The following is a 16,357-nucleotide window of genomic DNA, read 5'->3' on the forward strand; positions in this document are numbered from 1 at the left end:
CGACGATCTGCAAGGAGCGCACCATGCCGAACCACGCCGGGTCCGCACACCGCGAACGCCCGCCGCACATCCGCAACCCGGCCCACCGCCATCGAGCGGTGGCCACCACCGACGACGCGGGCAGGCTGCTGCGGCTGCTGACCGAGATGCACGGCCCCGTCGTGCTCTACCTGCCGCCAGACTCCGACGGCCACACCCCGATCTGCGTGCGCCACAGCGACTTCGAGCCCGAATCCGATGACGTGCTGGCCGGGCGCACCGCGGCGCACGCCGAGTTCTGGATGGCGGAGAGCTTCCACGCCGGCCTCGACGACCTCGACGTCAGCATCGATGTGCGTACAGTCCCCGCCGCCGACCGGAGCACCGCCTCGCTCGACACCGCGTGCGGCTTCCGGTTCGCGCTGCGGATCCAATCCGCCGAGGACGCGAACGCCCTCGTCGAGGAGGCCTCCTAGATCTGCCGAGGTGATCCGCCGAGGTCCGGACTGGTCGGTCTCGGCGTTCGGCCCGACTCGCTGCGACGGCGCAGGGTGACCGGTAGCATCGCTAACCGAATCGGAAGATTCGGTATTGCAAGATGTTTCGATGCGATCGCCTGCACTGGGATCGGTGGGAACACCGGTGATCGAGAGGTTTCATGGTGGAATCGGTAGCGAATCGGTTGGTAATCGATCCGACGGGGGAAGACATCCAGGGTGAGCTCAGGCGCATCCGCGCGCAGGGCCCCGCCACCAGGGTGGAGTTGCCCGGTGGGGTGGAGGCGTGGTCGATCACCGACGCCGCGTTGCTGGAGAAGCTGCTCATCGACTCGCGCGTGTCCAAGGACGCCTCCCAGCACTGGCCCGCGTTCGTCGCGGGGGAGATCCCGCCGGACTGGCCGCTGTACCTGTGGGTCGCGGTGTCGAACATGTTCACCGCCTACGGTTCCGAGCACCGCCGCCTGCGCCGGCTGGTCGCGCCCGCGTTCACCGCGCGCCGCACCGAGGCCATGCGCGCCCAGGTCGAGCGGATCACCACCGAGCTGCTGGACGCGCTGGCGGCCACGCCCGCGGGCGAAACCGTCGATCTGCGTGAGGGTTTCGCGTACCCGCTGCCGATCCAGGTGATCTCGGAACTGATGGGAGTGCCGGAATCGCTCGGCCCCGGCCTGCGCACCTGTGTCGACGGCATCTTCGACACCACGCTCACCCCGGAGCAGTCGCAGGCCAACTACATGGAGATGTACCGGATCCTCGGCGAACTCGTGGCGCTGCGCCGCGAGCAGCCCGGTGACGACATGACCAGTCTGCTCGTCTCCCAGCGCGACGAGGACGAGGACGGCAAGCTCACCGAGGAGGAGCTGATCGGCACCCTGCTGCTGGTCATCTCGGCGGGCCACGAGACCACGGTCAACCTGCTCGACCAGGCCATCACCGCCCTGCTGACCCGGCCCGAGGTGCTGGCGAAGGTGCGCGGCGGCGAGATCACCTGGGCGGATCTGGTGGAGGAGACCCTCCGGTACGAGTCCCCGGTGGCGCACCTGCCGCTGCGTTTCGCGGTGTCCGACATCGAGATCGACGGTGTGCGCATCGCGCAGGGCGAGGCCATCCTGGCCAGCTACGCCGGGACCGGGCGCGATCCCGCCCGGCACGGCGCGACCGCCGACGAGTTCGATCCGACGCGGGCCGACAAGTCGCACCAGGCGTTCGGCTACGGCGCCCACCACTGCCTCGGCGCGCCGCTGGCCCGGCTCGAGGCGCTGGTCTCGCTGCCCGCGCTGTTCGAGCGGTTCCCGGACATGCGCTTCGCGGCGCCGGTCACCGAACTGGGCACCGTGCCCAGCTTCATCTCCAACGGGCACGCCCGCCTGCCGGTGCACCTGCACGGCGAATAGCGCGAACGGTCCCCGCTCGGCCGGGTTGGCCGAGCGGGGACCGCGGTCAGCCCGCGGGTGTCGCCAGCGGCGGCGTCTTCGGGAACCGCACCGGCAACCCGGCCAGCGCGCGGTGGAACGGCCCTGGGCGCCAGACCAATTCGCCCTCGGGCACCGCCAGTTCCAGTTCGGGCAGCGCGTCGAGCAGCTGGTCGATCGCCTCCTGGGCGATCAGATAGGCGGGCGACTTCGCCGGGCAGCCGTGCGGGCCGGTGCTCCAGGCCAGATGGGCGCGGTTGTCCAGGAAGTCGCCGGTGCCGATCGAGGGATCGTTGTTGCACGCGGCCATACTGATCACCACCGGTTGGTGGGCGGGCAGCCACACGTCGTCGACCAGGATCGGCTGACGCGGGTAGGTGGTGCAGAAGTTGGCCATCGGCGGGTCGGTGTAGAGCACCTCGTCGAGCGCGTCACGGGTGGACAGGCTGCCGCCGAGCAGGCTGCCCGCGAAGCGATGGTCGGTGAGCATCAGCCGGATCGTGTTGAGGATCAGGTTGAGCATCGGCTCGATCCCGGCGCCGTACATGGTGAGCAGCTGGTTCATCAGCTCCTCGTCGTTGAGCTGCTGGGGGTGCTGCACCAGGCGGGTGGCGATGTCGTCGCCCGGCTCGCGTTGTTTGAGCCGGATCACGTCGTAGAGCGCGTTCTCCATCATCTGCGCGCCGCGCACCGCGGTCTCGCCGCCCTCGAACATCTGCGCCATGCCGGTGGCGATGTCGCCGCCGAGATCGTCGGGCACACCGAGCATCGCGTTGATCGTCGCGAAGATCACCGGATAGGCGTACTGGCTCAACAGGTCCGCCGAACCGTCGGTGCAGAACCCGTTGATCACGGGCATGGCGATCTGTTCCACCGTGCGGTGCAGCCGGTACAGGTCGACGCCGGCCAGCCCGGCGACCGTGGCCTGGCGGTAGCGTACGTGCTCGGCGCCGCTGGTCCGGATCGCGTTGGGGCGGTAGCGCATCATCGGATAGACGGGGCAGTCCACCGGGATGCTGCGCTGCCACATCCTCGGGTCGGCGGGGAAGTGGTCGGGATCGTTGAGGATCTGCACCGCGGTCCGGTACCCGATCACCAGGGTGGCGGGGACACCGGGCACCAGGTCGACGGGTACCAGCGAACCCCAGCGGTCGCGCATCGCCCGGTAGGCGCCCTGCGGATCGGCGGCGAACTCCTCGGAGTACAGCGGGACCCGGTCCTGGCCGTCGCGCGAATCCGGGGTGATCGGGAAGCGGGTGGGATCGGGGTGCGGCGCGGCTTCCAGCGGCACGGCGTGTTCTCCTCTCGAGGGAACCAGGGCGGGGGCTGCGTGATCAGGAGTCATGGCGCGCGCCTTCGTGCCGCGGCGCCACGCCCAGTTCCCGCCCGACCCGGGTGGCCAGTTCGTTCATCCGGTGTGCGACCAGCGCGAGGTCGACCTCGCTGATGGTGGCGACGCCGAGCTGCGCGCCCGCGCCGGCCGAGGTGATCAGGATCATGCCGTTGTCGTACTCGGTCATGTTCTGGCGCACCGGGTTTCCCGCCGGACCACAGAACTCGCCGAGCGCCTTGCCCAGCGATCGCAGGCCGGAGGCCGCGGCGGCGAAACGCTCGGCCTCGTCGCGGGTGATGCCGGGGGAGTGGGCCATGCGTAACCCGTCGTCGGAGAGCAGGACCGAGAAGCGGACGCCGTCGAGCTCGAGACCGTCGAGTAGCCAGGCGAGGCGGTTGGTGCTGTCGGCGATCGGGGTGCTCATCGGATGTCCTGTCCTTCCGTCGATTGCTCGGCCGCGGCGCGGCCGAGCCGGGAACCGCTGTGCCAGGCGGCGGCCAGTTCCGGCCTGCCGGGGTTCTCCGCGGTATCGGTGCGTTCGTCGAGCGGGGTGACGCCGCGGCGCCGCCGCTTGGGCAGCCCGCCGGTGGTCCTGGCGTAGTCGCCGATCGAGGTCTCGGTGACGGGCGCCTCGGCCGGTGGCCGGTGCCGTCCGGTGGTCTCCGGTTCGGGCAGCGCCACCGCGACGGGTTCCGGCGCGGGTTCCGGTGCGGCGGGCTCCGGCGTCACGGGCTCCGGCGTCACGGGCTCGGGCGCCGCGGGTTCCGGTGCGCCCGGTTCGGGCTGCTCGAGTTCGGGGCGGCGCAGTTCGGCCGCACTCACCAGCAGCGCCGCCGGGATGAAGACCATCGCGCGGGTGCCGCCGTAGATGTTGGGGCCGTCGACGTAGGCGGCGAAGCCGTAGCGGCGGGCCAGCGCGGCGACGCCGGGGAAGCCGACGCGGGGCGAGGGGCCGAGGGAGTTGATGTCGACGACCCGCTCACCCGAAAGCACCTGGCGCGCTTCCTCCATCTGCTCCTGACTCATCCGCACGCCCGCGTCGTCGATGATCAACGTGACGCCGTGATGGCCCTCCTGGAAGCTGATGTCGACGAACGACGAGGGCGGCGAATACCGCAGCGCGTTGTCGAGCAGGGTGGCCACGGTGTGCACGAGGGGCTCCACGGCCCGGCTGACGATGACCTGGTCACAGCTGCCCGTCCGCACGCGCAGGTAGTCGCGTACGCGGCTGGTCGCGCCGCCGATCACCTCGGTGACGGTCTGCTGCGGCCAGCGCCTGCCCGGCAGGCCACCGGAGACGATCACGTAGGACTGGGCCTGCCGGATCATCTGCTGCACCGTGTGATCGATGCGGCTCAGCACCGCGTAGACCTCGTCGTTGCGGTTCTCCCGCAGCGCGTTGCTGACCACCTGGCCGACATCGGCGCCGAGGCTGACGACGGTGGTGCCGAACGCGCGCACCGCGCTGCTGGTGGCCGCGCGGGCGTCGGCGGCGACCTGGGCGCGCGCCGCGTTCTCGGCGTCCTCGATCCGCGCCACGGCGCGCTCCTCGGCGACCCGCTCGACCTCGGCGGCGGTGTCGTGGCGCAACCGGTACAGGTCCTCGGCGTGCGCGGCGGCGATCCTGGCGAGCTTCTGCGCGAACGGCGAACCCTGCAGCGGGGCGGGCACTTCCGCGGTCACCACCGGTTCCACGTCGCGGCTCACCGCGTCGGAGATACGCGGCAGGGTGAGCTCGACGAGCCGGGTCATCGCCTCCTCGTGGGCGAAGAGTTCGCGTTCGGCCACGTCGAGCCGGGCGCGGACCCGGCGTTCGTTGCGTAGCGCCAGCACCGCGACGCTCACCGCGCCGAGCAGAACCAGAGTGGCGATACCGAACAGGAGGACCGCGAGTGTCGGAGTCATCGGTTCCTTTGCCGTCACCGACCGAAGATCCAGGTGGCCGGTACCCCGCCGGTCCTTCCGGCGAGCCGTCTCGCCGCTGTTGTCCGGCCGAAGTGGTTGTACCGCTGCACCATTCGACGCGAACGTGTGCGAGCCCGGTCCTGTCCGTGCTCACCTACCTGCGCTTGTCGGCGATCCCGGACACCGTACCAGTGCTTCGTTACCGTCTCGAAATGTGTCGGGAGCTGGCGATATTCGCACTACACGCGAATTATGGTGCGGGGCAACATTATTGGTAGTGTTCGTGGCGGTGGTGCGGCGGATGGGCCCCGCAGACTTGTTCGCCGCACCACCTCCGCCCGATCCGCGCCTCAGTAGCCGAGCAGGCCGGTGGCGAGATCGGGGGTGTCGAGTGCGGCGATCACCTGATCGCGCACGTCGGGGCACTGCTCGCCGGTCACGGTGTCGAGCACGGCCCGGTTGCGGGTGAGCGCGACGTTGACCGCGCCGTGGCGCAGTGCCCAGTTGTGCACGGTGCCGTTGTAGGACACCCGGGCGACGGTCGGTCCCTGTTGCTGCCAGTTGCCGATCTCCGCGCGCAGCATGTCGCACAGATCCGTCGCGGCCGCCGGGCTGACCTCGGGCTTGTCGCTGGGCGTCGGTGCGGCGGGGTCCACCGGTTCGGTACTGGTGCCGCACGCGGTGAGCCCGAGGGCGACGGCGGCGAGGGCGAGAGCGAGGCGATGGCGTCGGAACGGATCGCCCGCTGCGTGGTTGGTCATGCGACCTCCCTGATCGTGGTGCGCGGGTCTGCATCGTTCGGATGCCCGGCCCGCCCGTGTCGAAACAGCGATGATCAGGCGAATCGGCCGGAAAGCCGGGCCCTGTTCGGCTAGCGTCGAGGCAGACGCGCACGACGGCGTGCGTGCCCTGGAAGGGGGCATCGGCGATGCCATTTCTCGACGTGGACGGCACCTCCATCGCCTATGACGAGGAGGGCTTCGGACCACCGATCGTCTTCCTGCACAATCTCGGCGGCGATCGCACCATCTGGCGGGCGCAGATCGACGATCTGCGGTACGCGCACCAGGTGATCTCGATCGACCTGCTCGGCTACGGCGAGTCCGATACCCCCGACACCGGCTACACCCTGACGAAGCACCTCGCGGTCCTCGACGCCTTCGTCGCGGCGAAGGGCCTGCGCGACTTCACCCTGGTCGGGCACTGTTTCGGCAGCGCGCTGGCCCTGCTGTTCGCCCGTCGTCATCCGGAACTGGTGCGGTCACTGGTGCTCAGCAGCCCGCTCACCCCGGCGACGCTGAGCCCGACCCACACGGGCTGGGCGGCGGTGCTCGGTCGGCACGTCCAGCTGGACCGGCTCCTCGCCAAGGTGCGCGTACCCGGCCCGCTGGCCGGCCTGATCGTGGCCGAGCAACTCGGCGTGGGCGGCGCGCACACGCGGGAGACCGTCGCGCACCTGCGCGAGCGGTGGACCGAGCCGCGGCGCCTGATGGTCACCGCCGCGACCTCCCGGGAGATCCCCCGCCTCGCCGAGCTCGATTCCTTCACCCCACCCGCCGATTTCCCGCCCGTCACCACCATCTGGGGACTGCGCAACAAGGTGCTCTCCGCGCGGGCGGGCGCCGCGCTGAACGCGACCCTGCGCCCGGTGCGTGACGTCGAGGTCGCCGACGCGGGACACCTCGTGATGGTCGAGGCGCCCGAAACGGTCACCGCCGCCATAGTTTCCGCGATCGACTACGCGAACGGAGGAATCCGATGAGCCGCACTGTGCAGATCACCGTCGACGCCGCCGACCCCCGCGCCCTGTCGACCTTCTGGCGCGACGTGCTGGGATACGAGCACCCGGCCCCGCCCGGGGTCGAGTTGCCCGCCGGCGCCGATCCGCTGGCGGCCTGGGACGAGTTCCTCGCCCGCGCCGGCGTGCCCGAGGAGCAGCGCAACACCCGCTCGGCCATCGAGGATCCCGCGGGCGAGGGCCCACGGGTGTTCTTCCAGCAGGTGCCCGAGGGCAAGACCGCCAAGAATCGTGTCCACCTCGACGTGCGCGTCGCGCCGGGACTCCAGGGCGAGGAGCGGATGGCGGCGCTGGAAGCCGAGTCCGCGCGGCTGCTCGCCCTCGGCGCCACCCGGCTCGCGCGATTCGAGCCGGAGCCGCCGCTCGGGTTCGGCCACATCGTCATGGCCGACCCCGAGGGCAACGAGTTCTGCCTGGATTAGCCGGTGCGGCTCAGGCGGTTTCGGCGGGCACGGCCAGCGCGGCCTGCATCGCGACGCCGTCGACGTAGGTGTGCTTCTCGCGCACCGCGCCGTTCTCCACGAACACCACGTCGGCGATGTCCACGTCGACCGCGCCGCCGGTCACCGACGTGCCCGACAGCGTCCACTGCACCACCCAGAAATCGTCGCCGACCCGCAGGCTCACCTGGGTGAAGGTCAGGTCGGGGACCAGGGCGAAGGTCTCCGCGGCGGCGGTGCGGATCTCCTCTCGCCCCCGCGCGGGCTTGCCGCCGGAGTGCAGATGGAAAATCGAATCGGGCGTGTGCAATTCGACGATGCGGTCGGGGTCGCGGTCGGCCCAGCAGGCGTGGTAGCGCTCGAAGAGATCTTTGGTGGCGTCGGACATGGCCGGAGCCCCTTCCAAGATACAAACAGGATGACTGAATGTTCCCGGACGCGCGCACGGCGGTCAAGGCGGTCCTGGCCTAGACTTCTACGTCGCCATGACCCCAGACCGCCGCACCCAAGCCGAACGCTCGGCCTCGACCCGTACCGCCGTCATCCGCGCGGGACGAGACCTGTTCGGGCGCCACGGGTACGGCGCGGTGAGCACGATCGCGGTCGCCGAGGCCGCCGGGGTGAGCCGCGGCGCGCTCTACCACCAGTTCAGCGAGAAGCGCGACCTGTTCGAGGCGGTGTTCGAGGACCTCGAACGCGATCTGGTGGAGGTCATCGCCACCGCGGTCGCCGCGGCGCGCGCCCCCGATCCGATCGCGAGCCTGATCGTCGGCTGCCTGGCCTGGCTCGAGGCCTCCACCGCGCCGGACGTGCGACGGATCGCGCTGCTGGACGCGCCCGCGGTACTCGGCTGGAGCCGGTGGCGCGAGATCGAGCTGCGCCACACCATCGGCCTGGTGGAGAACGCGCTGGCCGGCGCCATGGCCGCGGGCCGGGTCCGGCGGCAGCCGGTGCGGCCGCTGGCCCTGATCCTCGTCGGCGCGCTCGACGAGGCGGCCCAGTTCCTCGCCGCCACCGACGCACCCGCCGACACGACCGCGGCGCGCGCGGTCGTCGAACAGCTGATCTCCGGCCTCGCGCTGCCGGATCACGACGACCACTGAGCGTTCCGGCACGCTGAGGCCCCGGCCGCCGAATCCCGGGTGGCGGCGAAATCGGTTGATACAGTGCCGGTACGCAGTCTGTGAAGTGCTCGGCCGTTCGTGTGTTGTGTGAATCTCGATGTTTCGCCCAGAGATCGGAACAGCTCGATATGCGACTGACTCCCTCTGATACGGAGAAGCTGCTGCTCAGTGTGGCCGGGATGGTCGCGCGCGACCGCAGGCAGCGCGGCGTGAAACTCAATCATCCCGAGGCGGTGGCCCTGCTGTCGTGCTGGGCGATCGAACGGGCCAGGGACGGCATGTCGGTGGCCGAGGTGATGAGCGCCGGACGGCACGTCCTCAGCCGCGAGGACGTCATGGAGGGCATTCCGGAGATGCTCGGCGACGTCCAGGTGGAAGCGACCTTCCCGGACGGACGCAAGCTCGTCACGATCGCCGAGCCGATCCGATGATCCCCGGCGAGTACCGCCTCAGCGACGAGCCGCTGCCCGGTGGTGACCGCGGCGCGCACGTCAGCGTCGTCATGGTGAACACCGGTGACCGGCCGATCCAGGTCGGCTCGCATCTGCACCTGCCCGAGGCGAACGCGGCGCTGGAATTCGACCGCGCCGCCACCGAGGGATGTCACCTCGACATCCCGGCGGGCACCTCGATCCGGTTCGAGCCGGGCGTGAGCCGCACCGTGGCCTGCGCGAGATTCGGCGGGCGGCGATGACGGCCCTCTCGCGCGCCGACGCCGCGCAGCTGTTCGGACCCACCACCGGCGACCAGATCCGGCTCGGCGACACCGATCTCTGGATCGAGGTGGAACACGACCGCACCGACCGGCACGACGCGGTGGTCTTCGGCGGCGGCAAGACGATTCGCGACGCGATGGGCCAGGGGCGGGTCAGCCGTGAGCAGGGCGCGCTCGACGTGGTGATCACCAATGTCGTCGTGCTCGACCACTGGGGCATCGTGAAGGCCGATGTGGGCATCCGGGACGGACGCGTCGTCGCCGTCGGCCGGGCGGGCAACAGCGAGATCATGGACGGCATCGAGCCCGGCATGGAGATCGGCCCCGGCACCGATGTCATCGCGGGCGAAGGGCGCATCCTCACCGCGGGCGCGGTGGACACCCACGTGCACTTCATCTCCGAGACCGAGGTGCTCGAGGCCGTCGCGACCGGCACGACCACGCTGATCGGCGGCGGCGCCGGACCGACGAAGGGCACGAAGGCCACCTCGGTGACCCCCGGCGCCTGGTCGCTGGCGATGATCCACCGCGCGCTCGACGAATTGCCGGTCAACGTCCTGCTGTTCGGCAAGGGCAGCACCACCAGCGCGCGAGCGCTGCGCGAGGACGCGCTGGCCGGGGCGGGCGGCTACAAGATCCACGAGGACTGGGGCGCCGCGCCGCCGGTGATCGACGCGGCGCTGCGTGCGGCCGACGAGTTCGGTCTGCAGGTCGCGCTGCACAGCGACAGCCTCAACGAGACCGGCTACGTGCGGGAGACGATCGAGGCCATCGCGGGTCGCGGCATCCACGCCTTCCACTCCGAGGGTGCCGGCGGCGGTCACGCCCCCGACATCATGGTGCTCGCCGGGGAACCGAATGTGCTTCCCGCGTCGACGAATCCGACGATGCCGCACACGGTGAACACCGTCGACGAGCACCTGGACATGCTCATCGTGTGTCACGCGCTCAATCCGAAGGTGCCCGAGGATCTGGCCTTCGCCGAGTCGCGCATCCGCGCGACCACCATGGCCGCCGAGGACATCCTGCACGATCTCGGCGCGATTTCGATCATGTCCACCGACGGGCAGGCGATGGGCCGCATCGGGGAGATGATCTGCCGCACCTGGCAGACCGCGCATGTGATGAAAACCCGGTTCGGGCGCGGTGATTCGGCACTGCCCGCCGACAACGAGCGCGCCCGCCGCTGTGTCGCGAAGTACACGATCTGCCCGGCGGTCGCCCACGGGGTCGATCACGAGGTCGGCTCGGTGGAGCCGGGCAAGATCGCCGATCTCGTGCTGTGGAAACCGGCATTCTTCGGGATCAGGCCCGAGGCGGTCATCAAGGCGGGCGCGGTGGTCGCCGCGCCGCTGGGCGACCCGAACGGCTCGATCACCACGCCCGAGCCGGTGCTGATGCGGCCCGGGCTGGCCGGTCACCGTGCTGCTGCGGCCCATCTGTCCACGACCTGGGTGGCGCCGGTCGCCCTCGCGGACGGGCTGGCGCAGCGCCTCGGCCTGACCCGCAGGCTCGCCGCGATGCGCCCCACCCGCGATGTCGGCAAGAAGGACCTGCCGAACAACAGCGCGCTGCCCCGCATCGAGGTCGACCCGGAGACGTTCGTGGTCGCGATCGACGGCGAGCCGGTGCGCCCGCAGCCCGCGGTCGAACTGCCTCTCGCCCAACGGTATCTGCTGTTTTGACGGGCCTGGTCGGCTTGCTGCTGGCGGACGGGCGGCTGCCCACCGGTGGGCACGCGCACTCGGCCGGGCTGGAGCCCGCGCTGCGGGCCGGCCTGGCGCCGGAGCTGATTCCGCGCTATCTGGAAGCGCGCCTGCACACGGTCGGCCGGGTCGAGGCGGCGACGGCCGTGCTCGCGCGCCGCGTCGCGGCCGGGTCGAGTGCGGTCACCCTCGACGAGATCGAGATCGCCTACGCGGCACGGACCTCCAGCGCCGCGCTGCGAGCCGCCTCGGCGCAGCTGGGGCGCGGGACGGCCCGGCTGGCCGGTCGGCTGTGGCCCGAGGACCCGGCGATCCGCGCGCTGACGGAGCTGCGGGCACCGTGTCGTCCGGTGGCCTTCGGCGTCGTCGCCGCGGTCGCCGGGCTCGACGCCTGCCAGACCGCGCGCACCGTGCTCTACGACGACCTGCAGACCGCCGCCTGCGCCGCGCCGAAGCTGCTCCCCGTCGATCCGGTCGAGCCCGTGCTCGATCTCGCCGAGACGGTCGATCGGCTCGCCGGGCTCGACCTGGCCGTCACCGATCCGGCCGACCTGCCCGCGTACACCGCGCCGCTGATCGAGCAGTGGTCCCTGGAACACGCGAACCGACAGAGGAGGATCTTCTATGCCTGAGACGATCGACGGGGTGGCTCGGCGCGCGTTGCGGTTGGGCGTGGCCGGACCGGTGGGCACCGGCAAGAGCACGCTCATCGCGACCCTGTGCCGGCGCCTGGCGGACGAGCTGCGGATGGGGGTCGTGACCAACGACATCTACACCGACGAGGACGCGCGCCTGCTGCGTGCCGCGGGGGTGCTTCCGGTGGAGCGGATCGTCGCGGTGGAAACCGGCGCGTGCCCGCACACCGCGATCCGCGACGACGTCACGCCGAACCTGCTCGCCGTCGAGGATCTCGAAAGGCAGTTCGCGCCACTGGATCTGGTCCTGGTCGAGAGCGGCGGTGACAACCTCACCGCGACCTTCAGCCCGGCCCTGGTCGACGCGCAGGTCTTCTGCATCGACGTCGCCGGTGGGGGAGACGTGGCGCGCAAGGGCGGTCCGGGGATCGAGCGCGCGGACCTGCTCGTGGTCAACAAGACCGACCTCGGACCGCACGTCGGGGTCGATCCCGCGCAGATGGTGCGGGACGCGTCGGCCGTGCGCGGCGGGTTGCCGGTGCTCGCGCTGAGCCAACGCGACCAGGACAGCGTCGACGTGCTCGTCGACTGGGTGCTCGGCGTGCTGGCCGACCACCGCATGGGCGCGCACGTGCCCGCCGACCCCGGCCCCATGGCGCCCCACGTGCACGCGGACCACGACGAGCACCACCATCACCATGACCACGAGCACGTTCACCCGCACTGAGGCGTCCGCCGGTCGGCCGGGCGGGCGGGCGACGCGGATCGCGGTGCGGCCGAGCGGGTCCGGGGTCGTCGTCGCCGCGCTCGACGCGGGCGACTACCTGGTGCCGCGGGTGCTGGAACGGCGGGGACGGCAGGTTCGGATCGCGCTGGTCGGCCGGTGCGCGATGCTCGTGGCGGGCGACCGGGTCGAGCTCGAGCTCGAAGTCGGGGCGGGCGTCCGGCTGGAGCTCGTCGAACCCTCCGGGACCGTCGCCTACAACGCGCGGGGCGGTGCGGCGCGCTGGTGTGCGCGTGCGGTGGTGGCCGAGGGCGGGGTGCTGAGTGGCAGGCCGCGCCGCTGGTGGTCGCGGCCGGTGCGGATCTGACGCGGGAGATGCGGATCGAGCTGGCCGAGGGTGGGCGGGCGGCGATCTCCGAGCTTGTGGTGCTCGGCCGCAGCGGCGAGCCGGGTGGGTGCTGCGGGCGCGTCAGCGGGTCACCTGTGCCGGGCGGCCGTTGCTGGTGGAGGAGCTGGAGCTGTCCGTGCCCGAGCTTCCCGGCATCCTGGGCGGGCACCGCGTGCTCGGTACGGTGGCCGTTCTCGGGCAGCGGCCGGCGGAACTGCCCGTCCCGACGGCGACGTACCTGGCCGGTCCCGGTGCGCTCGGCCGGGTGATCGGCGACGCCGCGCACGTGGTGGAACCGGAGCTGGCGGCGCTGTGGCGGGCCTGGCGGCTCTGATTCAGGCCGCGGGCACCGGCTCGTCCTCGGTCGCGGTGTCGCGGCGCGGATGGGACAGAAACGCCGCGACCGGCGCCACCACCGCGGCGACGAAGCCGGCCGCGAACCCGTTGCCGTACAGATTGAGCCCCGCCACCACGGCGCCGGTCACCTGCGCGGTCGAGGCGTGGAAGAAGCCGGCGATCACACCCCAGTGCGGCCCGAACCGGCCCGCGATCGGCGCCAGGCAGGTGCCGTACAGCGCGGCCCAGATCAGGCCGGGGTCGGTGAGTTCGAAGGGCTTGAGCAGGCCGGCCAGCGCGACACCGACGACGATCGGGACGATGTTGAGCGCGTGCTTGCCGCAGGCGCCGAAGCCGATCACGCTGAGGATCCCGGCGACCACGGGACCGTTCAGGTGCGCGCCGATGACCAGCACGTAACCGGTCGCCAGCGCGCCGATCACCGCCATGTTCAGCAACACCGCGGCCGCGCCGTCGCTGTCGAGGAAGTCCGACGGCGCCCGGCCGTCGCGGCGCAGCAGCGCGCCGTAGTGCCGCCACGGCGCGCGGTCCCGCGCGAACGCCGCGGCGAGCAGGCCCAGCAGGATGAGGCCGAGCAGGATCAGCAACGGGGTGTCGTTGCCGGAGGTCCACACCATCTCCGGCTGCGGCGCCAGCCCGAACGCCCGGTAGACCGAGACCACGACCGCGCCGACGACACCGGCGACGAAACCCATGTTGTACAGCGTGAATCCGGCATGCGCGTCGAAGAGCCTGCGCGCGACCGGCGGCACGACGAAGCCGATCAGCACGGACGTGCCCACCGCGAGGGGGAGACCGGCCCAGGCGGGCAGCGCCGTACCGAAGGCCAGCACCGAGAAGATCGGCGACAGCGCCGTGGCGAAGAAGGCCGTGGAGACGTGGTCGGCCAGTCGGTCGCCGCGCACCCACGCGTACAGGGCCACCCCGGCCACGATCGGCCAGATGTTCAGCAGGGTCTTGCCGTACAGCGCGGTCCCGAGCACCAGCAGCAGGCACGCCACCGCCGCGCCGTCCACCGGGGCGCCGGTGATCCGGTAGACCGCGCAGGCCACCAACGTCACCACGCCCGCGTGCACGAAGGCGCCGCCGAGGCCGCCGACGCCCACGAAATCGGTGATCATCAGATCGCGCGCGAAGACGATGTCGCCGATGCCGCGCAGCACCGCGCCCGGTGGATCGGCGAGGAATCCGAAGACCACGAACGTCAGCGACATGCCGACGATGACGACGAACAAGGTGTGCTGGTCGCGCTGACGGGCGAGGGTGTCCACCGTCGCCACCTCCTCATCCGGCCTCGGCCTCGGCTGTTTCCGCAGGTCGTCGGCGGCTCCCTCGTCGCGAATCACGGGTGACCCGTGCGCGGTTCGAACCGCACCGATCGGTCCAGTGTGCGCCGTGGCGACGCCCGGAACGCCCAGCGGCACGCCGGAACGCGTGAGCCGGCGGTGGCTCCGTCGCCTTCTCGTCATGGCCGCGGGGCAACATCTAGGTTAGGCTTACCTAATGACTTCCGCTGCTGTGCAACGCCCGACCATGGCCTACGCGACGATGCGGGTGCGCCGGGTGGTGCGGCTGACGCCGCGCATGGTCCGGGTCACGTTCGACTGTGCCGATGCCGCCGCGCTCGCCGATACCGGTCCGGATCAGTACACGAAGGTGTTCTTCCCGCTGCCCGGCCAGACGCGCCCCGTGGTGCCGCCGCCGATCGAGGTCGAGGGCGGCGTGATGAGCTGGTATCAGCGCTATCTGGCCATGCCCGACGAGGTCCGGCCGCCGATGCGCACCTATACCGTCCGGGCCCAGCGGCCGGAGCTCGGTGAGCTCGACATCGATTTCGCGCTGCATCCCGATCACGCCGGTCCGGCCTCGGACTGGGCGTCGGCGGCGGCGCCGGGCGACGAGATCGGGGTGCTCTGCCCGCCGCACGCGCTCTACTGCCCGCCGCCCGACCCGGACTGGCAGCTGCTCGTCGGCGACGAGACGGCGATCCCCGCGATCGGGGCCATCGTGGAACGACTGGCGACCGGAGCCGTGCTGCGCGCGTACATCGAGGTGGCCGGCCCCGACGACGAACAGCGGTTCGAGACCCGCGGTGACGTGCGCATCGACTGGGTGCACCGCGGTGCGCGCCCGCACGGCGCGGCCGTGGTCGACGCGGTCTGTGCCGCAACGCTTCCCGGCGGCGCGCCGTACGCCTGGATCTCCGGTGAGGCGAATCTGGTGAAGCTCGTGCGGCGTGAACTCGTCCGGGAGCGTGGCGTGGACAAGCGGGCGATCACCTTCACCGGCTACTGGCGCCAGGGGCGCACCGAGGAGGACAACGGCCGCGAGAAGGTGCGCCGCGCCGCCGCGGGAGAACCGCTGGTCGACGAGGACTGAGGCCCTCTTCGTCCGCGGTGATGCCACTAACAGTTAACGCACTAACTGTTAGTGGCATAATGCTGTGGAGACGAAGAAAGGTGCGGACTCGTGGAACAGCGACTCGACGATCCCCTGCGGCTGGATCGGCAGGTGTGCTTCGCGCTGGCGGTGGCCAACCGCTCGGTGCTCGCGGTCTACCGGCCGCTGCTCGAACCGCTGGGGCTCACCCATCCGCAGTACCTGGTGATGCTCGCCCTGTGGGGCGAGGCGCCGATGTCGGTGAAGGCGGTCGCCGAGGCGATCCAGCTCGACTCGGCGACCCTCTCGCCGCTGCTCAAGCGCCTCGAATCGGCCGGCCTCATCACCCGCCGCCGCGACCCGAACGACGAGCGCACCCTGCTCATCGACCTCACCGACGCGGGCCGGGCGCTGCGCGAGCAGGCCGAACAGATCCCGCCCGCCGTCGTCGCCCGGCTCGGTGTGAGCCTGGCGGATCTGGAAGAACTACGTGATGTCCTCGGCCGGGTGAACGCGGCCGCGCGGCAGGCCACGGAAAGGGAACACCTGTGAACGCCACGACCCCGAACCTCTGGCAGCGCGTGCGCTACGTCACCGGTGGCACGCTGCCCCCGTCGATGACCGACTGGGTGCTGGCCGACCTGACCGGCCCCGGCGCCACCCGCCGCTACCTGCTGCGGTTCCTCGTGCCCGTCGTGCCGGTGTTGTGCCTGTTCCTGCTGGTGCCGGGCCCGCTGTGGATCGGGCTGTCGATGATGGCGCTGCTGTACCTGCCGCTGGTCTACTTCACCGTCGCGCTCACCTACGTCTACCGGCGGCACCGGCTGGTCAGCCACGGCCTCGACCCCGAACTGGCCGACGCGGCCGAACAGCGCCGCGCCGAGGCCGAGCGCATCGCCTACGAGGCCCGCCACCACCGCGACTGAACGGGGTCTGTCGGCACGACCCGAACGGGGGTAGCG

Annotated in this window: 21 protein-coding genes; 15 read left to right on the forward strand and 6 right to left on the reverse strand. The window is 71.3% G+C overall.

From position 1 onward, the window contains the following. Window positions 1-23: 23 nt before the first annotated feature. Complete coding sequence (locus DFR69_RS29500) at window positions 24-455, forward strand: DUF779 domain-containing protein (protein ID WP_110040943.1); 432 nt, start codon at window positions 24-26, stop codon at window positions 453-455. Between the two features lie 182 nt (window positions 456-637). Further along, window positions 638-1,873, forward strand: coding sequence for a cytochrome P450 family protein (locus DFR69_RS29505; protein ID WP_110040944.1), 1,236 nt, complete (start codon window positions 638-640; stop codon window positions 1,871-1,873). Window positions 1,874-1,919: 46 nt separating this feature from the next. On the opposite strand, the gene DFR69_RS29510 is transcribed toward DFR69_RS29505, so the two are convergent. From DFR69_RS29510 to DFR69_RS29525, 4 genes are all read right to left on the reverse strand, one after another. After that, window positions 1,920-3,137 (reverse strand): cytochrome P450, encoded by a 1,218-nt coding sequence (locus DFR69_RS29510; RefSeq protein WP_110041058.1) that lies wholly within the window; start codon window positions 3,135-3,137, stop codon window positions 1,920-1,922. 88 nt (window positions 3,138-3,225) lie between these two features. Continuing rightward, on the reverse strand, window positions 3,226-3,648 hold the full coding sequence (locus DFR69_RS29515; RefSeq protein ID WP_110040945.1) for a roadblock/LC7 domain-containing protein: 423 nt from the start codon (window positions 3,646-3,648) through the stop codon (window positions 3,226-3,228). Beyond that, on the reverse strand, window positions 3,645-5,129 hold the full coding sequence (locus DFR69_RS29520) for an ATP-binding protein (protein WP_110040946.1): 1,485 nt from the start codon (window positions 5,127-5,129) through the stop codon (window positions 3,645-3,647). Before DFR69_RS29520 ends, DFR69_RS29515 begins: the two co-directional genes overlap by 4 nt. A gap of 350 nt (window positions 5,130-5,479) precedes the next feature. After that, window positions 5,480-5,890, reverse strand: a complete 411-nt coding sequence (locus tag DFR69_RS29525) for a hypothetical protein (protein WP_110040947.1) — start codon at window positions 5,888-5,890, stop codon at window positions 5,480-5,482. A gap of 167 nt (window positions 5,891-6,057) precedes the next feature. On the opposite strand from DFR69_RS29525, the gene DFR69_RS29530 reads away from it, so the two are divergent. Then, window positions 6,058-6,891 carry an alpha/beta fold hydrolase gene (locus DFR69_RS29530; protein ID WP_110040948.1) on the forward strand — a complete coding sequence of 278 codons (834 nt, stop codon included), beginning with the start codon at window positions 6,058-6,060 and terminating at the stop codon, window positions 6,889-6,891. Then, the gene (locus DFR69_RS29535) at window positions 6,888-7,349 is read left to right on the forward strand and encodes a VOC family protein (protein WP_110040949.1); all 462 of its coding nucleotides are present in this window, start codon (window positions 6,888-6,890) and stop codon (window positions 7,347-7,349) included. Before DFR69_RS29530 ends, DFR69_RS29535 begins: the two co-directional genes overlap by 4 nt. A gap of 10 nt (window positions 7,350-7,359) precedes the next feature. On the opposite strand, the gene DFR69_RS29540 is transcribed toward DFR69_RS29535, so the two are convergent. Next, window positions 7,360-7,755, reverse strand: coding sequence for a nuclear transport factor 2 family protein (locus DFR69_RS29540; RefSeq protein WP_110040950.1), 396 nt, complete (start codon window positions 7,753-7,755; stop codon window positions 7,360-7,362). Between the two features lie 97 nt (window positions 7,756-7,852). On the opposite strand from DFR69_RS29540, the gene DFR69_RS29545 reads away from it, so the two are divergent. The 8 genes from DFR69_RS29545 (at window position 7,853) to DFR69_RS29580 (ending at window position 12,993) form a co-directional block, all read left to right on the forward strand. Beyond that, on the forward strand, window positions 7,853-8,470 hold the full coding sequence (locus DFR69_RS29545) for a TetR/AcrR family transcriptional regulator (protein ID WP_110040951.1): 618 nt from the start codon (window positions 7,853-7,855) through the stop codon (window positions 8,468-8,470). A 149-nt stretch (window positions 8,471-8,619) separates the two neighbouring features. Further along, complete coding sequence (locus DFR69_RS29550) at window positions 8,620-8,922, forward strand: urease subunit gamma (RefSeq protein ID WP_110040952.1); 303 nt, start codon at window positions 8,620-8,622, stop codon at window positions 8,920-8,922. After that, window positions 8,919-9,185 carry an urease subunit beta gene (gene ureB, locus DFR69_RS29555; protein ID WP_110040953.1) on the forward strand — a complete coding sequence of 89 codons (267 nt, stop codon included), beginning with the start codon at window positions 8,919-8,921 and terminating at the stop codon, window positions 9,183-9,185. The genes DFR69_RS29550 and ureB overlap by 4 nt, the downstream gene beginning before the upstream one ends. After that, a complete protein-coding gene (locus tag DFR69_RS29560) occupies window positions 9,182-10,891 on the forward strand; it encodes an urease subunit alpha (protein WP_110040954.1) in 1,710 nt (569 codons plus the stop codon). The genes ureB and DFR69_RS29560 overlap by 4 nt, the downstream gene beginning before the upstream one ends. Continuing rightward, window positions 10,888-11,544, forward strand: a complete 657-nt coding sequence (locus DFR69_RS29565; RefSeq protein WP_244198524.1) for an urease accessory protein UreF — start codon at window positions 10,888-10,890, stop codon at window positions 11,542-11,544. Before DFR69_RS29560 ends, DFR69_RS29565 begins: the two co-directional genes overlap by 4 nt. Beyond that, window positions 11,537-12,274 carry an urease accessory protein UreG gene (gene ureG / locus DFR69_RS29570; protein ID WP_110040955.1) on the forward strand — a complete coding sequence of 246 codons (738 nt, stop codon included), beginning with the start codon at window positions 11,537-11,539 and terminating at the stop codon, window positions 12,272-12,274. The genes DFR69_RS29565 and ureG overlap by 8 nt, the downstream gene beginning before the upstream one ends. Further along, window positions 12,246-12,638, forward strand: coding sequence for an urease accessory UreD/UreH family protein (locus DFR69_RS29575; RefSeq protein WP_110040956.1), 393 nt, complete (start codon window positions 12,246-12,248; stop codon window positions 12,636-12,638). Before ureG ends, DFR69_RS29575 begins: the two co-directional genes overlap by 29 nt. An 88-nt stretch (window positions 12,639-12,726) precedes the next feature. Further along, window positions 12,727-12,993: an urease accessory UreD/UreH family protein gene (locus tag DFR69_RS29580; RefSeq protein WP_110040957.1), complete on the forward strand. Its 267-nt coding sequence runs from the start codon at window positions 12,727-12,729 to the stop codon at window positions 12,991-12,993. Window position 12,994: 1 nt separating this feature from the next. Here DFR69_RS29580 and DFR69_RS29585 read toward each other — a convergent pair whose 3' ends face one another. Beyond that, a complete protein-coding gene (locus DFR69_RS29585; protein ID WP_167456454.1) occupies window positions 12,995-14,287 on the reverse strand; it encodes a DUF1576 domain-containing protein in 1,293 nt (430 codons plus the stop codon). A gap of 232 nt (window positions 14,288-14,519) precedes the next feature. On the opposite strand from DFR69_RS29585, the gene DFR69_RS29590 reads away from it, so the two are divergent. The 3 genes from DFR69_RS29590 to DFR69_RS29600 all read left to right on the forward strand — a co-directional run bounded on the left by DFR69_RS29590 (window position 14,520) and on the right by DFR69_RS29600 (window position 16,321). Then, complete coding sequence (locus DFR69_RS29590; protein WP_244198525.1) at window positions 14,520-15,395, forward strand: siderophore-interacting protein; 876 nt, start codon at window positions 14,520-14,522, stop codon at window positions 15,393-15,395. A gap of 90 nt (window positions 15,396-15,485) precedes the next feature. Beyond that, the gene (locus tag DFR69_RS29595; protein WP_110040960.1) at window positions 15,486-15,947 is read left to right on the forward strand and encodes a MarR family winged helix-turn-helix transcriptional regulator; all 462 of its coding nucleotides are present in this window, start codon (window positions 15,486-15,488) and stop codon (window positions 15,945-15,947) included. After that, window positions 15,944-16,321 carry a DUF5313 family protein gene (locus tag DFR69_RS29600; RefSeq protein ID WP_110040961.1) on the forward strand — a complete coding sequence of 126 codons (378 nt, stop codon included), beginning with the start codon at window positions 15,944-15,946 and terminating at the stop codon, window positions 16,319-16,321. The genes DFR69_RS29595 and DFR69_RS29600 overlap by 4 nt, the downstream gene beginning before the upstream one ends. Window positions 16,322-16,357 lie beyond the last annotated feature (36 nt).

The organism is Nocardia neocaledoniensis, from assembly GCF_003182135.1.
GTDB classification, from domain to species: Bacteria; Actinomycetota; Actinomycetes; order Mycobacteriales; family Mycobacteriaceae; genus Nocardia; species Nocardia neocaledoniensis.

What these genes read in the sequence shown, in the direction of transcription:
- DFR69_RS29500 (WP_110040943.1), top strand. Translation starts at nt 24, where the DNA reads ATGCCGAACCACGCCGGGTCCGCACACCGCGAACGCCCGCCGCACATC.
- DFR69_RS29505 (WP_110040944.1), top strand. Translation starts at nt 638, where the DNA reads ATGGTGGAATCGGTAGCGAATCGGTTGGTAATCGATCCGACGGGGGAA.
- DFR69_RS29515 (WP_110040945.1), bottom strand. Translation starts at nt 3,648, where the DNA reads ATGAGCACCCCGATCGCCGACAGCACCAACCGCCTCGCCTGGCTACTC.
- DFR69_RS29520 (WP_110040946.1), bottom strand. Translation starts at nt 5,129, where the DNA reads ATGACTCCGACACTCGCGGTCCTCCTGTTCGGTATCGCCACTCTGGTT.
- DFR69_RS29525 (WP_110040947.1), bottom strand. Translation starts at nt 5,890, where the DNA reads ATGACCAACCACGCAGCGGGCGATCCGTTCCGACGCCATCGCCTCGCT.
- DFR69_RS29530 (WP_110040948.1), top strand. Translation starts at nt 6,058, where the DNA reads ATGCCATTTCTCGACGTGGACGGCACCTCCATCGCCTATGACGAGGAG.
- DFR69_RS29535 (WP_110040949.1), top strand. Translation starts at nt 6,888, where the DNA reads ATGAGCCGCACTGTGCAGATCACCGTCGACGCCGCCGACCCCCGCGCC.
- DFR69_RS29540 (WP_110040950.1), bottom strand. Translation starts at nt 7,755, where the DNA reads ATGTCCGACGCCACCAAAGATCTCTTCGAGCGCTACCACGCCTGCTGG.
- DFR69_RS29545 (WP_110040951.1), top strand. Translation starts at nt 7,853, where the DNA reads ATGACCCCAGACCGCCGCACCCAAGCCGAACGCTCGGCCTCGACCCGT.
- DFR69_RS29550 (WP_110040952.1), top strand. Translation starts at nt 8,620, where the DNA reads ATGCGACTGACTCCCTCTGATACGGAGAAGCTGCTGCTCAGTGTGGCC.
- ureB (WP_110040953.1), top strand. Translation starts at nt 8,919, where the DNA reads ATGATCCCCGGCGAGTACCGCCTCAGCGACGAGCCGCTGCCCGGTGGT.
- DFR69_RS29560 (WP_110040954.1), top strand. Translation starts at nt 9,182, where the DNA reads ATGACGGCCCTCTCGCGCGCCGACGCCGCGCAGCTGTTCGGACCCACC.
- ureG (WP_110040955.1), top strand. Translation starts at nt 11,537, where the DNA reads ATGCCTGAGACGATCGACGGGGTGGCTCGGCGCGCGTTGCGGTTGGGC.
- DFR69_RS29575 (WP_110040956.1), top strand. Translation starts at nt 12,246, where the DNA reads ATGACCACGAGCACGTTCACCCGCACTGAGGCGTCCGCCGGTCGGCCG.
- DFR69_RS29590 (WP_244198525.1), top strand. Translation starts at nt 14,520, where the DNA reads ATGACTTCCGCTGCTGTGCAACGCCCGACCATGGCCTACGCGACGATG.